The organism is Stieleria sedimenti (assembly GCF_025060895.1).
GTDB classification, from domain to species: Bacteria; Planctomycetota; Planctomycetia; order Pirellulales; family Pirellulaceae; genus Stieleria; species Stieleria sedimenti.
The window spans coordinates 1-15,359 of sequence record NZ_JANZKV010000139.1 but is presented as its reverse complement, the minus strand read 5'-3'; the positions used below and the strand labels follow the sequence as shown (position 1 = coordinate 15,359).

Sequence of the window (15,359 nt, the reverse complement as noted above, 5' to 3'; positions counted from 1 at the left end):
TTTCACGGTGTTTTTGAAGCGCAACCGGACGGCTCGCGCCGTTCCGCTAACACCTCGAGTGCCAAAGTAGATGGCATTGGGCTGGCGCCGAGCGGCGGATGATGGAGGTCAGCCCTCTGCGAACGTGACGTCCACGTGCGGCAGAGGGATTTCGGGCGTCTGTCCGGCGGTCGTGGGGGGGGCGTTTTCGACCTCGTCCGGCTCGCTTCGCACGATCACCTTGAGCGGGCCACTGAGGATCTTTTTCTTGTAGTAGTTTTCCAACAGACGGATCGCCGAGCCGGACAAACGATGGCCTTTGCTCATCAGCAAGGTCCCGGTCTGGTTGCGAATGTCTTCGGCCAGCACCATGCCCTGGACGACTTCATGGACGCTCAGTTTGGCATGTTTGAAATTTCGTTCGCGTTTGACGTAGTCTTCCAGCGCCGCGAAGAACTTCGGCTCGTAGGCACTTCGGTTTTCCCTGAGTTCGTTGAGTGCGTGGAGCGGGCTTTCGCAGAAGCGTTCTTTCAGGTCAAAGTCGATCGCCAGTTTCAAGACCCGGCTTTCCAGCGGGACCGGGACGCCATCGACCTCGGGCACGCCGTGGTTGACGTTTTGCAGACGGATGATTTTTGAAACGTGCTCCATTCGTGGAATCGTCTTGATCAGGTCGGCGGCCAGTTTGGGATGTTTGGCAAACTGTTTCTCTTCGTCGGTCGAGACGGTCGCGCCGTCAAAGATCGCTTCCAGCACATCGGTCGGGACGGTGACACAGCCGAGCGACGACAGCATCGCGGCGATTTCCAATTGCCATTGGTCTTCGATCGGCACCCGTTTCAAGATCCCGTCGATGATCGCGCGAACACGCGTGGATTGGCCGAACGCCAGCGGGCTGACCAACGCCAGCACTTCACTGAGAACCTTGACGCTTCCATGCAGTGTGCCTTCGACCAGTTCGCGTTCGGCCTCGATCAGGGCGTGTTGCCGGAGCCCCGCTTTGAGCGCCGCGGCCAAGTCTCGCTCGCTGCACGGCTTGGCGAGAAAACGAAAGATGTGCCCTTCGTTGATCGCTTCGATGGTCGAATCGAGTTCGGCAAATCCGGTGAACATGATTCGAACGGTGTCGGGTGAACGTTCGCGGATGCGTTTGAGCAATTCGATGCCGTTCATCGCCGGCATCCGCATGTCGGAGACGACCACGGCGAAGGGGCCGTGTCGTTCGATCAATTGAAGCGCTTCTTCGCCCCCGAGCGCGGTCGTCAGATCAAAATCGTCGCCCTGTTGACGCATGATGCCGCCGAGCAGCTTTTTATCATCGTCAACGAACAGGATCTTGTGATTGCTCATGGGTTGTTCCGTGTTGGTGATGCCCTGTCGGCGTGTTCAAGTGCGTCGCTTTTCCAGCTCAGCAAATGCTTCGCAAACAGAACGGCTTGCTCGGTGTGATTTGCCGATTCCAGCTCACGCTCAATCAAGTCTTGATCGCCGCCGTTGCACAGCCAATTGGCGGCGTAGACGACCTGGCAGGGGAGGTTTCGCCGCGAACAGACTTCGAAACTGTGGTGGGATGCAACGATTTCGACGATGGCGGCCGGTACGCCCCACAGCGCCAGCAGGTACGCACCGACGCCTTGGTGCGTCGCACCGAGTTCGTCGAGCTCCAGTTCCCACAAGGGGCGGTGTTCTGCGGCGGAGACCGACAAGAGTCTTGAGTATTGGTCGGGGAAGGCATCCAGCAGAATCAGCTTTCCGATGTCATGCAGCAGGGCACCGCTGAACACCGAGGCGCAGGTGTCATCGCCTTGACGCACGGGTCGCGAGAAGTTTTTCGCCAGCACGGCAACCTGAAACGAATGATCAAACAGGGCGTTGGTCGACAGAATGTCGGAATCTTTGACGTTGCGTAATTGAACCGCTTGAGACATGGCAAGACCCTGGATCACTTCGGCACCGACCAGGGAAACGCCTTGCACCACGTCGAGCACAGGGTGTGGCAGCGCGAAAATCGCCGAATTGGCGACCTGCAGAATCCGGGCGCTCAGCAGCGGATCTTTCTTGATGATGTTGGCGATCGATTGGGTGTTCCAGTTTTCGCTCGCCAACGCCTCATTGATCTCGCTGACGATTCCCGGAACCGACGGCAATCCGTTCGCTTGGCCGATCGCATCCAAGACTGCCGCCGAGGCGATGGTGGCTTGAAAGGTCTCCGCCCGCTTGATGACATCGATCAGGACGTTCAGGTCGCAGGGCTTGGACAGAAACTGGTGCATCGGCTGGACCGCACTGAGCACGGTGTCGCGGTCCGCCTGGCCGGACAAGACGACCCGGAACACGTCCGGGTGTCGCTGTTCGACCAGGCTTAACAATTCGGCACCGTCCATGCCCGTCATTCGCATCTCGCTGACAATCACATTGAAATCACCGGATTCCAACAGTCGCAGCGCATCGGCGCCGGAGGCCGCGGTGACGACCTCCCATTGCCCGATCTCGCCGGCGATCCACCGCGAGACGCCACGGACGGCACGTTCTTCATCATCAACCAGCAGAATTTTCATGGCATCGCTCCGGTCGATTCGACCACCGCGGCCGGCTGGGGGCAGCGGGGGATCTGGATCGTGAACGTCGTCCCGATCCCGTCGTCGACGTCGAACCAAAGTTTGCCGTGATGCTTTTGGACGATGACCGAATGCGCGATCGCTAGGCCTTGGCCCGTTCCCTTGCCGACGTCTTTGGTCGTGAAGAATGGTTCGAAGACTCGTTTGCGGATCGCGGCCGGGATGCCTCCGCCGTTGTCCGAGATCGTGATCTGAACGGCGTCGCCGAGATCGCGGGTGCCGATCGCGATCACGCCCTTGTCGAGTTCGTGGCGTTCGGTGCGATCGCCGATCGCGTGCGATGCGTTGATGATGATGTTCAGAAACGCCTGGTTCAATTCGCTCGGCAAGCCGTCGATCGGCAGCAGTTGATCGTCGAGATCGGTCTGGATTTCAGCGACGTACTTCCATTCGTTCCTGGCGACCGCGATGGTCGACTGCAACACATGGTTGATGCAAAGTTGGCTTCGCTTGCCGGTCCCCGGGTGCGACAACTCTTTCATCGCCGCAACGATCTTGGAAACCGCTTCGACACCATCGATCGAATCCACCAGGGCATCGGGCATCTGCTCAATTGCCGTGCGGACTTTGTGGGCGTTGTCGAATCCGTCGAGCGACTTGCGAAGTTCGATCAATTCCGCGTCGGAGACAGATTCATCGACAAACGCCGGCAGGCAATCAAGTAATTGGGACAGTCGGTCGATGGTTTTGGCGACATAGCGGACATTGTCGCCGATGTATTGCATCGGCGTATTGATTTCGTGCGCCACGCCGGCGGCAAGTTGCCCGACCGACTCCAATCGTCGTGATTGGTCCAATTGTGCCTGGATGAATCGTTGTCGGGTGACATCGGTCGCGACGACCAGCATCGCGGCCGATGCGGCATCACTGAGCGGAGAAATGCGAATGTCGAGCGTGCGTTTTTCACCACAGCGGTCAACGAATTGGATCTCGTCGTGTTGAGGGTTTTGGGATGAATCGGCTTGCAACAGGCTTTCCAGCTTGGCGGCATCGGACCAGGCAATCGGCAGTTCCCCCAGCGTGCTCCCGATCGCGTCGTCGGCCTTGATGTCGAACGTGTTTTCGGCATGCGGATTCCACCGCGTGACACGATGGTCCCGGTCCAGGCAAACCAAGATGCTGGAGATCGAGTCGATCAGCACTTCGGCGTTCTGGTGGGCCGATTCGAGTTTTGACTGTTGTGACACGACCGTCTTGGTCAACTCGCTCAAAGCCCGTCGATGCTCATCTAACAGTCGACGTTTTTCACAAAGTGACGTCGCCAGTTGAACTGCCTCGATTTCATCAAAGGGTTTTTTCAAGACCAACAGTTTGTCGGTGCGACCGAGGCGTCGGGCGATTTCGCTCCAGCTGTGATCTGAAAAAGCGGTGCAGATCACGACTTGCAGGTCGGGATCGATTTCCCAGAGTCGCTGGATGGTTTGAACGCCATCCCATCCCGGCGGCATGCGCATGTCGACGAAGGCGGTGCCGAAATGGACGCCCCGTTGTTTCGCCTCTTGGACGATCTCGCATCCCAGGCGGCCCTGGCTGGCAAAGCTCAACGCATAGATTGGTGAGGGTGGGGTGGGTTCCGACTCCTCGCCGAACAACTCTGCGTCCAAGGCCATCAAATCGTCGTGGGCAGACGAAGTCGTAAAGATTTTTCTGAAGTCGTTGTGGATCGCTTCGTTGTCGTCGATCACCAGCAGATGTTCGACGCTCGCGTCTGCGGCACTCATGCGGTTTCTCCCGATTCGGAATGAAACAGGTTTGTCGGATCGGCATCACGTTCGTGGTGGTCGCGTTTGTCGCAAAGCGGGCGCCCTTCGATGGGGACTCGCAGGACGAATTGAGCGCCCGTTCCGATTCCCGCACTGGTTGCCGAAAGCCGTCCGCCGACTTCGGTTGCCGCGTTGGCGCTGCTGTGCAGACCGAATCCGTGGCCGTGGACCTTCGTCGTGAATCCGTGTTGAAAGATTTTATTGAGGTTGTCGGTCTGGATTCCGACGCCGTTGTCGGCCACTTCAAAGCAGACGTGATCGTGCTCGGTCCAAGTTCGCAGCCGAATGGTCGGATCGGGGACGGCAGCCTCCAATAGAGAATCTTTGGCGTTGCACACCAGGTTGATCAGGATCTGCAGGATCCGATGTTTGTCCGAGACCATCACCGGATCGGGATCCGCGAAGTCTTCGATGACGATGATCGAATGCTTGGTCAACGATTCCTTGTTGGCCGTCAAAACATCGCGAATCAGGTCGCTGGCGTGGAGTTCTTGTTGCAGTCCGGAGGTTTTCGCCATGGTTTGTTGCACGGCGATGATTTCTTTGATGTGTTCAATATTTTTGGTCAGGTCGCTGAATTCTCGATCGATGGATGATTGCTCGTGGCGCAGGGATTGAGAGACGACGACCAGGTATTTGGGAAGCTTTTGACCACGGGAATCGTTTTGAACAAAATCCGCGAACGATGATTCATATTCGGAAATCAGGTCGGTCGCCTTTTCCAGGTTCTGCAGCGCGCTGTTGGAGAATTGTTTCTTGATGATCGACGCGGAGACGTTCACGCTATTGAGGATATTGCCGACGTTGTGAAGTACTCCCGTGGCGACCTCGGCCATTCCGGCCTGGCGCGAGGCGTCGACGATCTCCTGTTGCAGAACTTTGTTTTGCCGCTCGGCTTCGACGCGATCGGTGATGTCACTTTGGATGCTGATGAAACGCTGTGTGGTGTCGTTGCTGCCGGGGATCGGACGCAATTCGATCGCCAACCAGAACGGCGTTCCATCTTTGCGGTAACTGATGATTTCTGTGTTGAACGCCTGTTTTTTCTCGATGGCGCGACGCATGGCCGACAATGCCTGGGGGCAGGTTTGTTCGCCCGATCGAAATCCAGATTCCGGAGCACCCATCATCTCATTGGATTCGAAGCCCGTGATCCGCGTGTAGCCTTCGTTGACCCATTCGACATTCGCATCGCCGTCGGTGATCGCAACGGCGTTGTCGGTGTACTTGGCGACCAGGGCCAGTTTCTCTGCTTCAGCCGTTTTGATCGCCAACAGCAGGTTTGCCTTGACCAGATCCTTGGTGCGTTCTTCGACTTTCAGATCGACCGACCGTTTGGCATCTTGGATTTCGGTCTGTCGCGCGCAAAGCTCGCGGATTTCCTTTCGCAATCGCCGGCAGCCGGGCGCCAGAAACGCGACTTCGAACAGCACCCACAGTGCGTGTTCGATCCAGCGGTAGGGGCTTTCGGTCACGATCCCGAAGGCCGAAAGCGGATAGAAAACGCCGCGAACAAAGTGGTCGACCGCGATCACGGCGGTCGCGGTGACCAAGATCGTCCAGTCCCGGTAGATGCTCAGGATGGCCAGCGAAGCAAACACATGGAAATGGGTTTCGATGCGGCCGCCGGACAGATGAATCAGTAACGCCGACCACAACATTTGAGTCGTCGCCACCACGTGCCGCGAGTGGGCGGCGGTGGGATAGGTTCGCAGCCACAAGATCGTGAACCCCGATAGCGAGCCGCCGATCAGGATCGAGGCCCAAACATGCACGTGCAATTCGAAGTGATTGCCGATCCACGTCAGTGGGGAATAGAATGCGGCGAACGCGATTCCGGCCAGCCATTGGGCGACCATCAGCCACTGGATGAATCCGTTGACGCGTAAGCATTCTTTCTGGTAACGCGCTTTGAACAGCGTGTCGGTATTGTCGATCGTCCGCCGGATGGCGCTCACCGTCGCGGCTCCCGGTCGGAGGCGATCGAACATCCGAAGACGGGCCATTGCCCGCAGTCGTCCGGCTGGTCATTGATTCGACGCAGCAGGTCCAACGACGAGGGGCTGTCGCCTTCGTGTCCACGGTAGGGGGTGATTCCGCCACTGAAGGTCAATCGGCCACCAGAGTCATAGAGCAGCAGATGCCCGGAGACGAGAGCACCGAATCGTTCACTCAGCTTGCCGCCCCTGTCGATCACGGTCTGCGTGCCGGTCAGACTGGACAGTGCCGTCGTCGTGCGAGACTCGATCCAAGCGTCGTCCTGCTCCAGCGGGCAATACGCGATCGCGATGATCCGCAGCGTCGGTCGAAAACGCGGGTGTAGTCGTTCGAGGACCCGTACCGTGGCGGCGGTGCAGGGGCATTTCGGGTGGTAGAAAACGAGCAATGTCGGCATCTCCCCGGCGGGGACATCAGCCGTCCACGACGCATCGATAAGTGCCAGGTTCGGCAGTTGCCGCGGTGCCTGGCCTGCCCGGCCGGGACGACTGGAGTAGTCGGTCAACTGGATGAAGCCGATCGCCGACATCGAAAACAATGCGACAAATGTCATCAGTAGAATCGGCCGTGAGTTCATCCCGCTGTTCCTCGATATTACCCCGCGTCAGTAGAAGCTGTTGGTCGTCGGTTGGCCGATGGCAACCGATTGACCGCGGGTTGAGGGGAATCCCGAAGGCGAGCTGCCCGGCGGGGCGCAATGTGATGAGGGAGTGAGCGGAACGGCGCGAGCCGTCTGTCGATTTATGGGGATTTGTCGAGGCAATGGTGAGCCGCTGGCCGTCAGGCCCCGGGCAGCGCGAGAATGCCCGGTCGCTTACGCGTCGCGGCTCACTCAATCGACAGCCCGCGAGCCATCCGGTATCCGGTTGAGAAAACTTGAAAGACCGGAGGGCTCGCGCCCTGCCGCTAACAAACAACGACGAGTTCCGTTATCCTTGAAGGCCGTTTGCGATCCCTTCTCTCCACCCACGCAAGCTGAGACCGATGGATCTACAGACTGATGCCGTTTCCCTGTTTGCCGCGCAGACGCGACCGCTTTGTGATTTGTCGAATTCGGCGTTCCCCTCGGTGCTCTACGGTTGGGGTGATGAATCGTTGTCGCTGGGATCGGACGCGACGCACTACGGGTTTGTGCAACGTGGCTGTGCGTCATTGAACTGCGGCGGACACGAGTTTCGATTGACCGCCGGAATGTATTTCAGTGCGCCGGGGGAATGCCGGATCGAGGGATCCGGCGGCGGGTTCGTCGCTTCGCGAATCGGTTATCACGGGCTGTTTCAACTGGGCGGTCCGATCGAATCGACGGGCCGCTTGCGGTACATCGATGGCTGCAGCGACACCTTGTTGATCGGTCCGGCCGTCAAAGGCGACCCCTGTTTGAATTTGCTGCACATTCCGCCGCACACGCGACAGACCGCCCATACCCATCCGACGGTTCGTTTCGGGATGATCGTCGGCGGCCAAGGCGTCTGTCGGTCGCCCAATCAAGCGTTGGCACTGCAGCCCGGAATGATTTTTTCGATCCGTCCCGAAGGTATCCACAGCTTCAACACCACGCATGATCCGTTGCTCGTCATCGCTTGGCATCCCGACAGCGATTGTGGTCCGACCCACGGGGATCATCCGATGATCAACCGCACCGTGATCGACGGTGTTTCGGCGGCCCAGAGACAGCGGGATCGCGAGGCCTTCTGCACGCCGGCGGACGTTCGATCATGAAATGTCCGAAATGCCCGCACAACCAATCGGTCAAATCGGGGATGAAGTGCGCGTCCTGCGGTTATCGATTCAGTTTCAATCCAAAAGATGAGCGGTCCAAGGGATTGACCGATGGACGTTTTCTCGCGGCAGTCCGCGCGGCAAGCCAGAACGACACGGCATTTTTCACTCGCAACCAGCTGTACGGAACGTATTGTCGGCGGCAAAAGGTGTCAAAGCTTCCCGGTTTCTTGGTGGGGACGTTGTTCTTCATCTTCGGGGTGCTGGCTTTTGGGGCCAACAACCTCCCCGCCGTTGCGGTCACCTGGTTCCTTTCGGCAATCGTCGTTTTGGCAACGCTGCTGAGCCGTCCGTCGATTTTGCCGCGAGACCAATTCCTGCGACTGATCGAACGGTGGATGAACGACGGCAAACCACTGGACAAGCTGATCGTTTCACCGTCGCTGACGTCACCGCCGCCGCAGTCACCCGAGTCGGATTTGTACGACTATGGGGTTCAGCGATTGTTGATCGTGCAGCGCGACGAACTCGTCGACCTGTTTGTCCTCAATCATCTGCATGCCGAACAGTCCATGCTGGTTTTGTCCATCAACGGCTACCCCCACTATCTGCTCGGACATGCCAAACGCGTCCTGCAAGAGCAGCCTGATTTGCCGGTGCATCTGCTTCACGATGCCGACGCCGCGGGACAGAAAATGCAATCGCAGCTTCCACAGCTTGGTTTGCCGTTGGCAGGTCGCAAGGTGATCGATTTGGGCTTTGCCGCCGAGGATTTCAAGCGGTTGAAGCGCGCGAGGCAGATTGATCCCAAAAACCGCAAACGCACCTTGCCCGTGGACGTGTTGGCGCTGCCGTTCCTGTCCACCGGACTGGCCGCCTGTTTCGCCAGCGAAATGACGATGAGTGCGTTGTTGGAAGAACATGCGAGGGAGCAGGCCGTCGCATCCTCCACATCCAGCTTCGGATAATCTGAAATGAAAACAAAGTCAGGCGTTCTTGCCGCGTTCCTGTTGCTGATGGCGTTCTGCACGAGCGGATGCGATGGCCAACGATCGAGTGAAGCTTTTCATCGCGGACGTGATTTGGTGATCAAGGGGCAGTTCGATGCGGCGGAGTCCGAATTGGCTGCATTCGAAAAACAAAACCCTGGACACACGCTTTTGAGTCGGGCGCGATTCTTGCGGGCGAAAGCCAAGCTGGGGGCGGGCGACCTTCCCCAAGCGCGGCAACTGTTTCAACAAACCATCGATCGGTTTCCCGAGTCGGACGAAGCCGACAAGGCACGCTACAAACTGGCTTTCGTTGAGCTTCTCGATGGCAACACCCGGCAAGCGGAACGGCAATTTCAAGACATCGTCGACCATTCCAGCAGCATCTACCTGGCCGAGGCGACCGCGGTGCGAGCGATGCTGGACCGGCAGCGGGCCGAGTGAATCCATGGATGCATTGGTCGGATTGACGGGGCCGCCGTCGGAGACGCTGTTGCGATCGATGATCGCGACGCTCACACATCGCGGGAAAATGTCCGGCGATCTGCTTCTGCAATCGAGCACGGCATCGCTGGCCAGGTTGCAACTGAGCGACGACCACGCCGTCGGTCTGCGTTTGGACCGCCGCGGGTTGATCGATGACGACGTGACCTTGCTGGTCTGTGGGTTTTTGACCCGAGACGGAAATGAATCTGCCGGGGGATCGGTCGAGCTGTCCGGCTTGATCGCGGAGTATCGGGCACGCGGGGTTGCCGCACTATCGCGATTGCAGGGGGCAGCGATCGTGGCGATCGCTGACGAGACCGCCGGCGTACTGCATGTTGCGAGAATCGGCGCCGGCGTGCGGACGGTTTTTTATGGGCGATACAACGACACTTCAGTCGCGACGTCGCGCTGGCTGGTCGCGTCGGAGCCCAAGGCGATCACTTCGGCACCGGGGTATGCCGCGGAGATACGACCGGCGGCGATCGCGCAGTACTTGGCGTTCAGTTTCGTGCCTGGTAGCGGCACGATGCTGAAGGATGTTTACGAATTGCCCGCCGGACACGCGGTCACGCTTGGCAGGGATGCGTCCAGCGAGCTGACGAATCTGTTTCCATTTGAGGAGGACGAATGGGACGGCCGGGGTGACGGGGATGACGATTCGCACTGGGTGGCCGAGTCACGGCGTGTGATCAGCGATGCCGTCGCGCGGCGTTTGCCGTCGGGCGAGCCCGTCGGCATCTTCTTGTCCGGCGGTTTGGATTCCAGCATCGTCGCCGCCGAGGTTGCACGTCAGCACAACCATCGCGTGCTGACCTATGCGATTCATTTCGGCAAACACTATCCCAACGAGCTGGAATTTGCGCGCAGCGTCGCAGACCGACTGGGGACCGAACACCATGAAGTCATGGTCAATCCCAGGCAATTTGCGCCGCGGCTGCGTCAGATGATCTGGCATCTTGACGATCCGATCGGTGATCCGATCACGCAGCCGAATTTTGAGCTCGCCCGACGCGTCAGCCAAGACGTGCGGTATGTGTTCAACGGCGAAGGGGGCGACCCGCTGTTCGGCGGTCCCAAGAATTTGCCGATGATGATGCAGCACTGGTACGGTGTTCCGCGAGAACCGGGCTTCCGCGAAAAGGCGTACCTGGCGTCCTATCGACGGGCGTATGAGGAATGGTCCCGTGTGTTGCACCCGCGGGTTCGAGACCAGATTGACCCCGAACGTGATCTCGAATCGATTCTGGCACCGTTCTTTAACCAGTCTTCGGTGCGTTCATTCTTGAACAAGTTGATGGCAATCAATATCCGTCTCAAGGGGGCTCATCTGATTCTCCCCAAAGTCGAACGGATGTTGGCCGCGTCGGGGCTGACACCGCTGGCGCCATTGTTCGACGAGGAATTGATTCGGTTGAGTTTCCAAATGCCGCCCCGCATGAAGCTCCGCAGCGGTGATGAGAAATGGGTGCTCAAACGAGCCTACGAAGACGACTTGCCGCGTGAAGTGATCGAGCGGCCCAAGAGCGGGATGCGGGTCCCGGTCCATTATTGGTTCCGCGGTGAAATGCGGCGGCTGGCCAAAAAGACGCTGGCATCGCGACACGTCCGGGAGGCCGAGTTGTTTGATCCCGATCGGATCCGACAACTGTTGCGCTACGACATCGAAGAAGGTGCCGGTCGCTATGGCATGCGGCTGTGGATGCTGATGACGTTTGAACTGTGGCGCCGCGTCGTCATCGATCGCGACAGGACGGGGGTCGTGCGGTGACCGGAGGACTCGCGCCCCATGCCATCTAGGTTGACGCCAAGCGGGGTGTTCTTGTTAGCGGTAGGGCGCGAGCCCTCCGGTCTTTCACGGTGTATTTTTGAAGCGTGACCGGACGGCTCGCGCCGTTCCGCTAACATCCTGAAACGAGCCAACTACTCCTCGACGTCGCTTTCCGATTCAGCTTGCTCCAGCATGTCCTTCATGCCTTTGTCATCGGGCTTGTGCTTGAGGTAGCGCCGGCTCCACTGCTTGGCCTGCTCGTAGTTTTTCTGTTGCAAGTACGTGCGGACCAAACCATACCAGGCGGCCAGTCCCATCTTGGCGGCTCCCGCTTCGCCATCCTTGGCGATCATGTCTTCGGTGGCGTCGAGCAATACCTTTTCGGCCTCGTCCAGTTTTCCCAGCGCGAGCAGACTTTGGCCGATCCCGTTGAGCGCCGCGCCTTGAACCGGGGAGTCTGGGTCGATCTTTTTAAATTCCGTGATCGCCTTGTCGTATTCCCCCAGATGCACGTAGGTCCAACCCAGCCCGTTTCTCGCCGATTGGTTTTCCGGTTCGATCTTAATCGCCGCCAGAAAGCTCGTCAGAGCCTTGCGCGTATCGTGAGTTCGCCACGCCTTCCAACCTTCGTCGGTGAGCACGGACGCCGGTACCTGTTCCTTCGTCTCGGGTTCGGCCACATCGCGGTTGATCAATTCCTGCACGCGAGCCGCGATGATTTCTTCGGCCGAATCAAGGCGTTGCTGCAATTGCAGTTTGACGCGCTGCAGGTCGGCTTCGGCTTTTTCCACTCGTGCCAATTGCAGTTGCATCTGCAATTGGAATGATTGTCGCACCAACGCTTCGATCACTTTGTTCGGGTCGGTTTCCAGCGGCGGTTTGGCAGTCGACGGTTGTTTGGCCGTAGGCCCAAGCGGGGCGGCGCCCAATCGTTTGAGTTGGGCGTCAATCAGGTCAAGGCTCTTTTCGAGTTGCTTGACCGCCGGGTGATCCTGACCGAATTGGTTGGACAGTTCAAGCAGTTTCGACTTTGCGGCCGATCCGTGTTCACGCAGTTTCTGTTCAAGAGAATTGGCATTCCCCGCCGGCGCGGATGGCGGCGGTTCAGCGGTCAGAAACTGCGTGACGTCGCCGTTCTTTCCGTCCACGACGAACCGCTTTGCCGAATACTCGCCTTGAAAGGTCGTGACTTCCAGTCCGGTGAGCTGTTTGAGACGTGATCGCAGGTCGCGACCATTCTTGGTATGCCATGAATAGGCCCAGAAGAAATCTTTGCGAGTTTTGTCCGCGCTGGGATAGTACGTGATCCTTTCTGTCGGAACGCGATCCGGTACTCCGCGCACCGAGTGTTCAAAGTACCCCGCAACGATGATCTGGCGGACGTCGGCCTCGGCGGCAATGTCCAAATTCCACTGGGCGCCGTAGTAGCCGGTGAGCACCAGCACGACGGGTTTGCCGGTGGGCTGCACGTCGACGAACACGCGGTCATCGGCACTGCTCTCAGGCGAATAGATCCCGATGACGTGCAACTGGCACGACGCGAGTTGGTCCGCCGGCAACAGTTCGGCGGTCGCACGGGGCGTCACGTCGATCAGCATCGTCAGGATGCCTAGCAGCGCGAACCCGAGTGTTTTGCATTTCATACGTTTCATTGTGTTACTCCGGTGTGGTTGACGGATCGGCGAATGGATCGGCGACGGTTTCTTTCAGCAGGAGATCGAGTTCGGTTTCCAATTGATCCAGTGGTGTCGCATCGAACTCCCATTCCAAATGTGCGGGCGGTGGGGCAGAAGGCGAGGGCTCGGCATCCGAGGCACGTGGTGGAACGGAGGTTTCGTTCGGATCGAGAACCGATGGCGGGGCATTTCGATTTCGAGCGGCGAATCGATCGATGGCGAACCACCCGCCGACCAGCAGCAGAGCGGTGAACGTCACGACGAGCGGTATGGTCGGTCGCAGCCGTTTCGTCGGTGCTTCGATCTTGGGCAACACTGTCGTCGTCGGCTGACGCAGATGCGCGAGGTAATCTTCGAGATAGTCAGCCAGTTGATGGGCGTCATCAAATCGCTCGGAGGGATCTTTTTGCAGCAGTCGGTCGACGATGGTTTCCAGCCATGGGGGCAGATCTTCGCGAAGCTGCGAAAGCGGACGATGCGGCTGGTCGGTGATCTTGCGAAGCACGCCGTAGGGTGTTTCGGCGCGGAACGGCGGTCGGCCGCACGCCATCGCGTACATGACGCTACCGAGGCTAAACAGATCGGTGCGGCCGTCGATCGATTCACCCTTGGCTTGTTCGGGCGACATGTATTGGGGCGTTCCGGCCAGCACGCCGCTGCGCGTCAAGCTGGCATCATCGGCGGTGCGCGCCAGACCAAAGTCGGTGATGATCACCCGCGAAACGCTGGCGGGCATCAAGATGTTTGCCGGCTTGATGTCGCGGTGAATCAGGCCCTGATCGTGTGCGGCCGCCAGACCGCGCGCGATTTGCAGCGAGATTTCGAGGATGTTTTCCAGCGACAGCGGTGCGGCGCGGTCGATACGTTGCTGCAGCGATTCGCCCTTGATGTAGGGCATGACCAGGTAGGGCATTTCCTTCCAATGATCGACGCCATAGATGGCGATCACGTTGTCGTGAAGGATCGCCGCGGCGGCTTGTGCTTCACGGGCAAATCGTTGCCGTGCCGCCGAGTGGCCGGCGTAGGCGGGGCTGAGAACCTTGATCGCGACGAAGCGATCCAGCGAGACATCCCAGCCCTTCATCACCACGCCCATGCCGCCTTGGCCGATGATGCCGGAGATCTCGTAGCCGCCGAAGCGTCCCAGTCGGTGCGGGTCGTCGGTGGGATCCAAAAAGCTCAGCAGTCCAAGTTGCGTGTCTTGGTCCGACGCGTTGAACCGGTTCTGATCCGGCGTCGTGGGCAGCGGATGGTCATCGGTGTCGTGATCCGATGGCAGACCGTCGGCCGAGCTGAGAAAGGTTTGGGTATCGTCCCAGAACGATTCGTCAGCGGTCCGCCGCGTCAATTCCTCGTCACAGCACGGGCACGCATCGAGATGCTGTTCGAGTTGTTCCACCTGCGCAGCGGAGAGTTGACCGGCCAGAAATGCATCCAATTGATCGAAACGGCACGCGGGGCTTGATGCTTTCATGATTCGTCGTGCTCCTGCCGCAGGTCGAGTTCCTGAACCTTGTCTTTTAGGCGTTTCATGACGCGGCTGCGGGCGGTGTAGACACTTCCACGGGAGCGATTCAACGACTCGGCGACCCGTTGAACGTCTTGACCGAGCACCACGCTGGACCAAAACGCTTGCCAGGTCTCATCCTGGAACTCCTCGCGAATTTGTGAGGCGGCGACGAGAAAGATTTCTCGCCGGTACTGCATCATCAGTGTTTGCGTCTGCTCATCGGCGGCGGGCTGTTGATGCAGCAAATCGATGACGTCGCTCCCGCCGATCGCGCGATCGGGCGCGTTGCGGGTGAGGGCATTGATGATCGCACGGCGGGCGATCGTTTTCAGCCAGGTCCGAAATTTTGCTTGTCCATGATCCGGCGTGAACCCTTCAATCGCTCGCGAAATAGCCATCAAGACTTGCTGAGCCAAATCGTCCGCATCGGCCGGCTGCATGCCACGATGGCGTGCCATTCGGCAGACGACGGGGCGATACAGGTCTGAAAACTCGCTCCACGCCTGGCGATCGCGCGGATCGCGGATTCGCATCAACAGGCTCGGTCGTGTTTCCGGAACGGACATGTGGTGAGATAGTTAAGCGTCGTTTCTCTTCGTTTGGGCCCGTACGCTCACGCCAAACGGTTGAGATTCGGATGACATCAGCCGGTTCGCGCCAGCGTCCGTGCCCCCTCATTCATGTTAACTTAGCGGTATTGGGCTTTAATCGACAGGCCGGCTCGCCTCGCGCGCGACCGCATCGCAAAGTTCATTTCGGTTTCCAATCATCATGCCGAGCAACACTCAACGCCCCTGGTACCAAGACGGTTTACGGTTCGAATGCACGCAGTGCGGAGCGTGTTGCAGTGGCG

General features: G+C 58.9%; 12 protein-coding genes. 4 read left to right on the top strand and 8 right to left on the bottom strand.

Annotation, left to right across the window (positions count from 1 at the left end):
- Nucleotides 1-108: 108 nt before the first annotated feature.
- The 5 genes from NZK35_RS17625 to NZK35_RS17605 are packed head-to-tail and all read right to left on the bottom strand — an operon-like array spanning nucleotide 109 to nucleotide 6,911.
- Entirely contained in the window at nucleotides 109-1,329 is a 1,221-nt protein-coding gene (locus NZK35_RS17625; RefSeq protein WP_259633850.1) for a response regulator, read from the bottom strand.
- Entirely contained in the window at nucleotides 1,326-2,537 is a 1,212-nt protein-coding gene (locus tag NZK35_RS17620) for a response regulator (RefSeq protein WP_259633849.1), read from the bottom strand. The genes NZK35_RS17625 and NZK35_RS17620 overlap by 4 nt, the downstream gene beginning before the upstream one ends.
- Nucleotides 2,534-4,318: a hybrid sensor histidine kinase/response regulator gene (locus NZK35_RS17615; RefSeq protein WP_259633848.1), complete on the bottom strand. Its 1,785-nt coding sequence runs from the start codon at nucleotides 4,316-4,318 to the stop codon at nucleotides 2,534-2,536. Before NZK35_RS17615 ends, NZK35_RS17620 begins: the two co-directional genes overlap by 4 nt.
- Nucleotides 4,315-6,318 (bottom strand): ATP-binding protein, encoded by a 2,004-nt coding sequence (locus tag NZK35_RS17610; protein ID WP_259633847.1) that lies wholly within the window; start codon nucleotides 6,316-6,318, stop codon nucleotides 4,315-4,317. The genes NZK35_RS17615 and NZK35_RS17610 overlap by 4 nt, the downstream gene beginning before the upstream one ends.
- Nucleotides 6,315-6,911, bottom strand: coding sequence for a RedB (locus NZK35_RS17605; protein ID WP_259633846.1), 597 nt, complete (start codon nucleotides 6,909-6,911; stop codon nucleotides 6,315-6,317). Before NZK35_RS17605 ends, NZK35_RS17610 begins: the two co-directional genes overlap by 4 nt.
- A gap of 431 nt (nucleotides 6,912-7,342) precedes the next feature.
- Between NZK35_RS17605 and NZK35_RS17600 the strand changes: the two genes are divergently transcribed.
- The 4 genes from NZK35_RS17600 to NZK35_RS17585 are packed head-to-tail and all read left to right on the top strand — an operon-like array spanning nucleotide 7,343 to nucleotide 11,320.
- A complete protein-coding gene (locus tag NZK35_RS17600) occupies nucleotides 7,343-8,077 on the top strand; it encodes a cupin domain-containing protein (RefSeq protein ID WP_259633845.1) in 735 nt (244 codons plus the stop codon).
- Nucleotides 8,074-9,045, top strand: coding sequence for a hypothetical protein (locus NZK35_RS17595; protein ID WP_259633844.1), 972 nt, complete (start codon nucleotides 8,074-8,076; stop codon nucleotides 9,043-9,045). The genes NZK35_RS17600 and NZK35_RS17595 overlap by 4 nt, the downstream gene beginning before the upstream one ends.
- Before the next feature lie 6 nt (nucleotides 9,046-9,051).
- Nucleotides 9,052-9,510: a tetratricopeptide repeat protein gene (locus tag NZK35_RS17590; protein ID WP_259633843.1), complete on the top strand. Its 459-nt coding sequence runs from the start codon at nucleotides 9,052-9,054 to the stop codon at nucleotides 9,508-9,510.
- 4 nt (nucleotides 9,511-9,514) lie between these two features.
- Nucleotides 9,515-11,320, top strand: coding sequence for an asparagine synthetase B family protein (locus NZK35_RS17585; RefSeq protein WP_259633842.1), 1,806 nt, complete (start codon nucleotides 9,515-9,517; stop codon nucleotides 11,318-11,320).
- A gap of 152 nt (nucleotides 11,321-11,472) precedes the next feature.
- Here NZK35_RS17585 and NZK35_RS17580 read toward each other — a convergent pair whose 3' ends face one another.
- Genes NZK35_RS17580 through NZK35_RS17570 form a run of 3 tightly spaced genes read right to left on the bottom strand, consistent with a single transcriptional unit; the run spans nucleotide 11,473 to nucleotide 15,072 of the window.
- Nucleotides 11,473-12,972, bottom strand: coding sequence for a tetratricopeptide repeat protein (locus tag NZK35_RS17580; RefSeq protein ID WP_259633841.1), 1,500 nt, complete (start codon nucleotides 12,970-12,972; stop codon nucleotides 11,473-11,475).
- Nucleotides 12,973-12,976: 4 nt separating this feature from the next.
- The gene (locus tag NZK35_RS17575) at nucleotides 12,977-14,470 is read right to left on the bottom strand and encodes a serine/threonine-protein kinase (RefSeq protein WP_259633840.1); all 1,494 of its coding nucleotides are present in this window, start codon (nucleotides 14,468-14,470) and stop codon (nucleotides 12,977-12,979) included.
- Nucleotides 14,467-15,072 carry an RNA polymerase sigma factor gene (locus NZK35_RS17570; RefSeq protein ID WP_259633839.1) on the bottom strand — a complete coding sequence of 202 codons (606 nt, stop codon included), beginning with the start codon at nucleotides 15,070-15,072 and terminating at the stop codon, nucleotides 14,467-14,469. Before NZK35_RS17570 ends, NZK35_RS17575 begins: the two co-directional genes overlap by 4 nt.
- Nucleotides 15,073-15,359: the final 287 nt, after the last annotated feature.

Coding starts and splice junctions, on each gene's coding strand:
- NZK35_RS17605 (WP_259633846.1), bottom strand. CDS start 6,911: ATGACATTTGTCGCATTGTTTTCGATGTCGGCGATCGGCTTCATCCAG.
- NZK35_RS17570 (WP_259633839.1), bottom strand. CDS start 15,072: ATGTCCGTTCCGGAAACACGACCGAGCCTGTTGATGCGAATCCGCGAT.
- NZK35_RS17615 (WP_259633848.1), bottom strand. CDS start 4,318: ATGAGTGCCGCAGACGCGAGCGTCGAACATCTGCTGGTGATCGACGAC.
- NZK35_RS17580 (WP_259633841.1), bottom strand. CDS start 12,972: ATGAAACGTATGAAATGCAAAACACTCGGGTTCGCGCTGCTAGGCATC.
- NZK35_RS17600 (WP_259633845.1), top strand. CDS start 7,343: ATGGATCTACAGACTGATGCCGTTTCCCTGTTTGCCGCGCAGACGCGA.
- NZK35_RS17620 (WP_259633849.1), bottom strand. CDS start 2,537: ATGAAAATTCTGCTGGTTGATGATGAAGAACGTGCCGTCCGTGGCGTC.
- NZK35_RS17575 (WP_259633840.1), bottom strand. CDS start 14,470: ATGAAAGCATCAAGCCCCGCGTGCCGTTTCGATCAATTGGATGCATTT.
- NZK35_RS17590 (WP_259633843.1), top strand. CDS start 9,052: ATGAAAACAAAGTCAGGCGTTCTTGCCGCGTTCCTGTTGCTGATGGCG.
- NZK35_RS17625 (WP_259633850.1), bottom strand. CDS start 1,329: ATGAGCAATCACAAGATCCTGTTCGTTGACGATGATAAAAAGCTGCTC.
- NZK35_RS17595 (WP_259633844.1), top strand. CDS start 8,074: ATGAAATGTCCGAAATGCCCGCACAACCAATCGGTCAAATCGGGGATG.
- NZK35_RS17585 (WP_259633842.1), top strand. CDS start 9,515: ATGGATGCATTGGTCGGATTGACGGGGCCGCCGTCGGAGACGCTGTTG.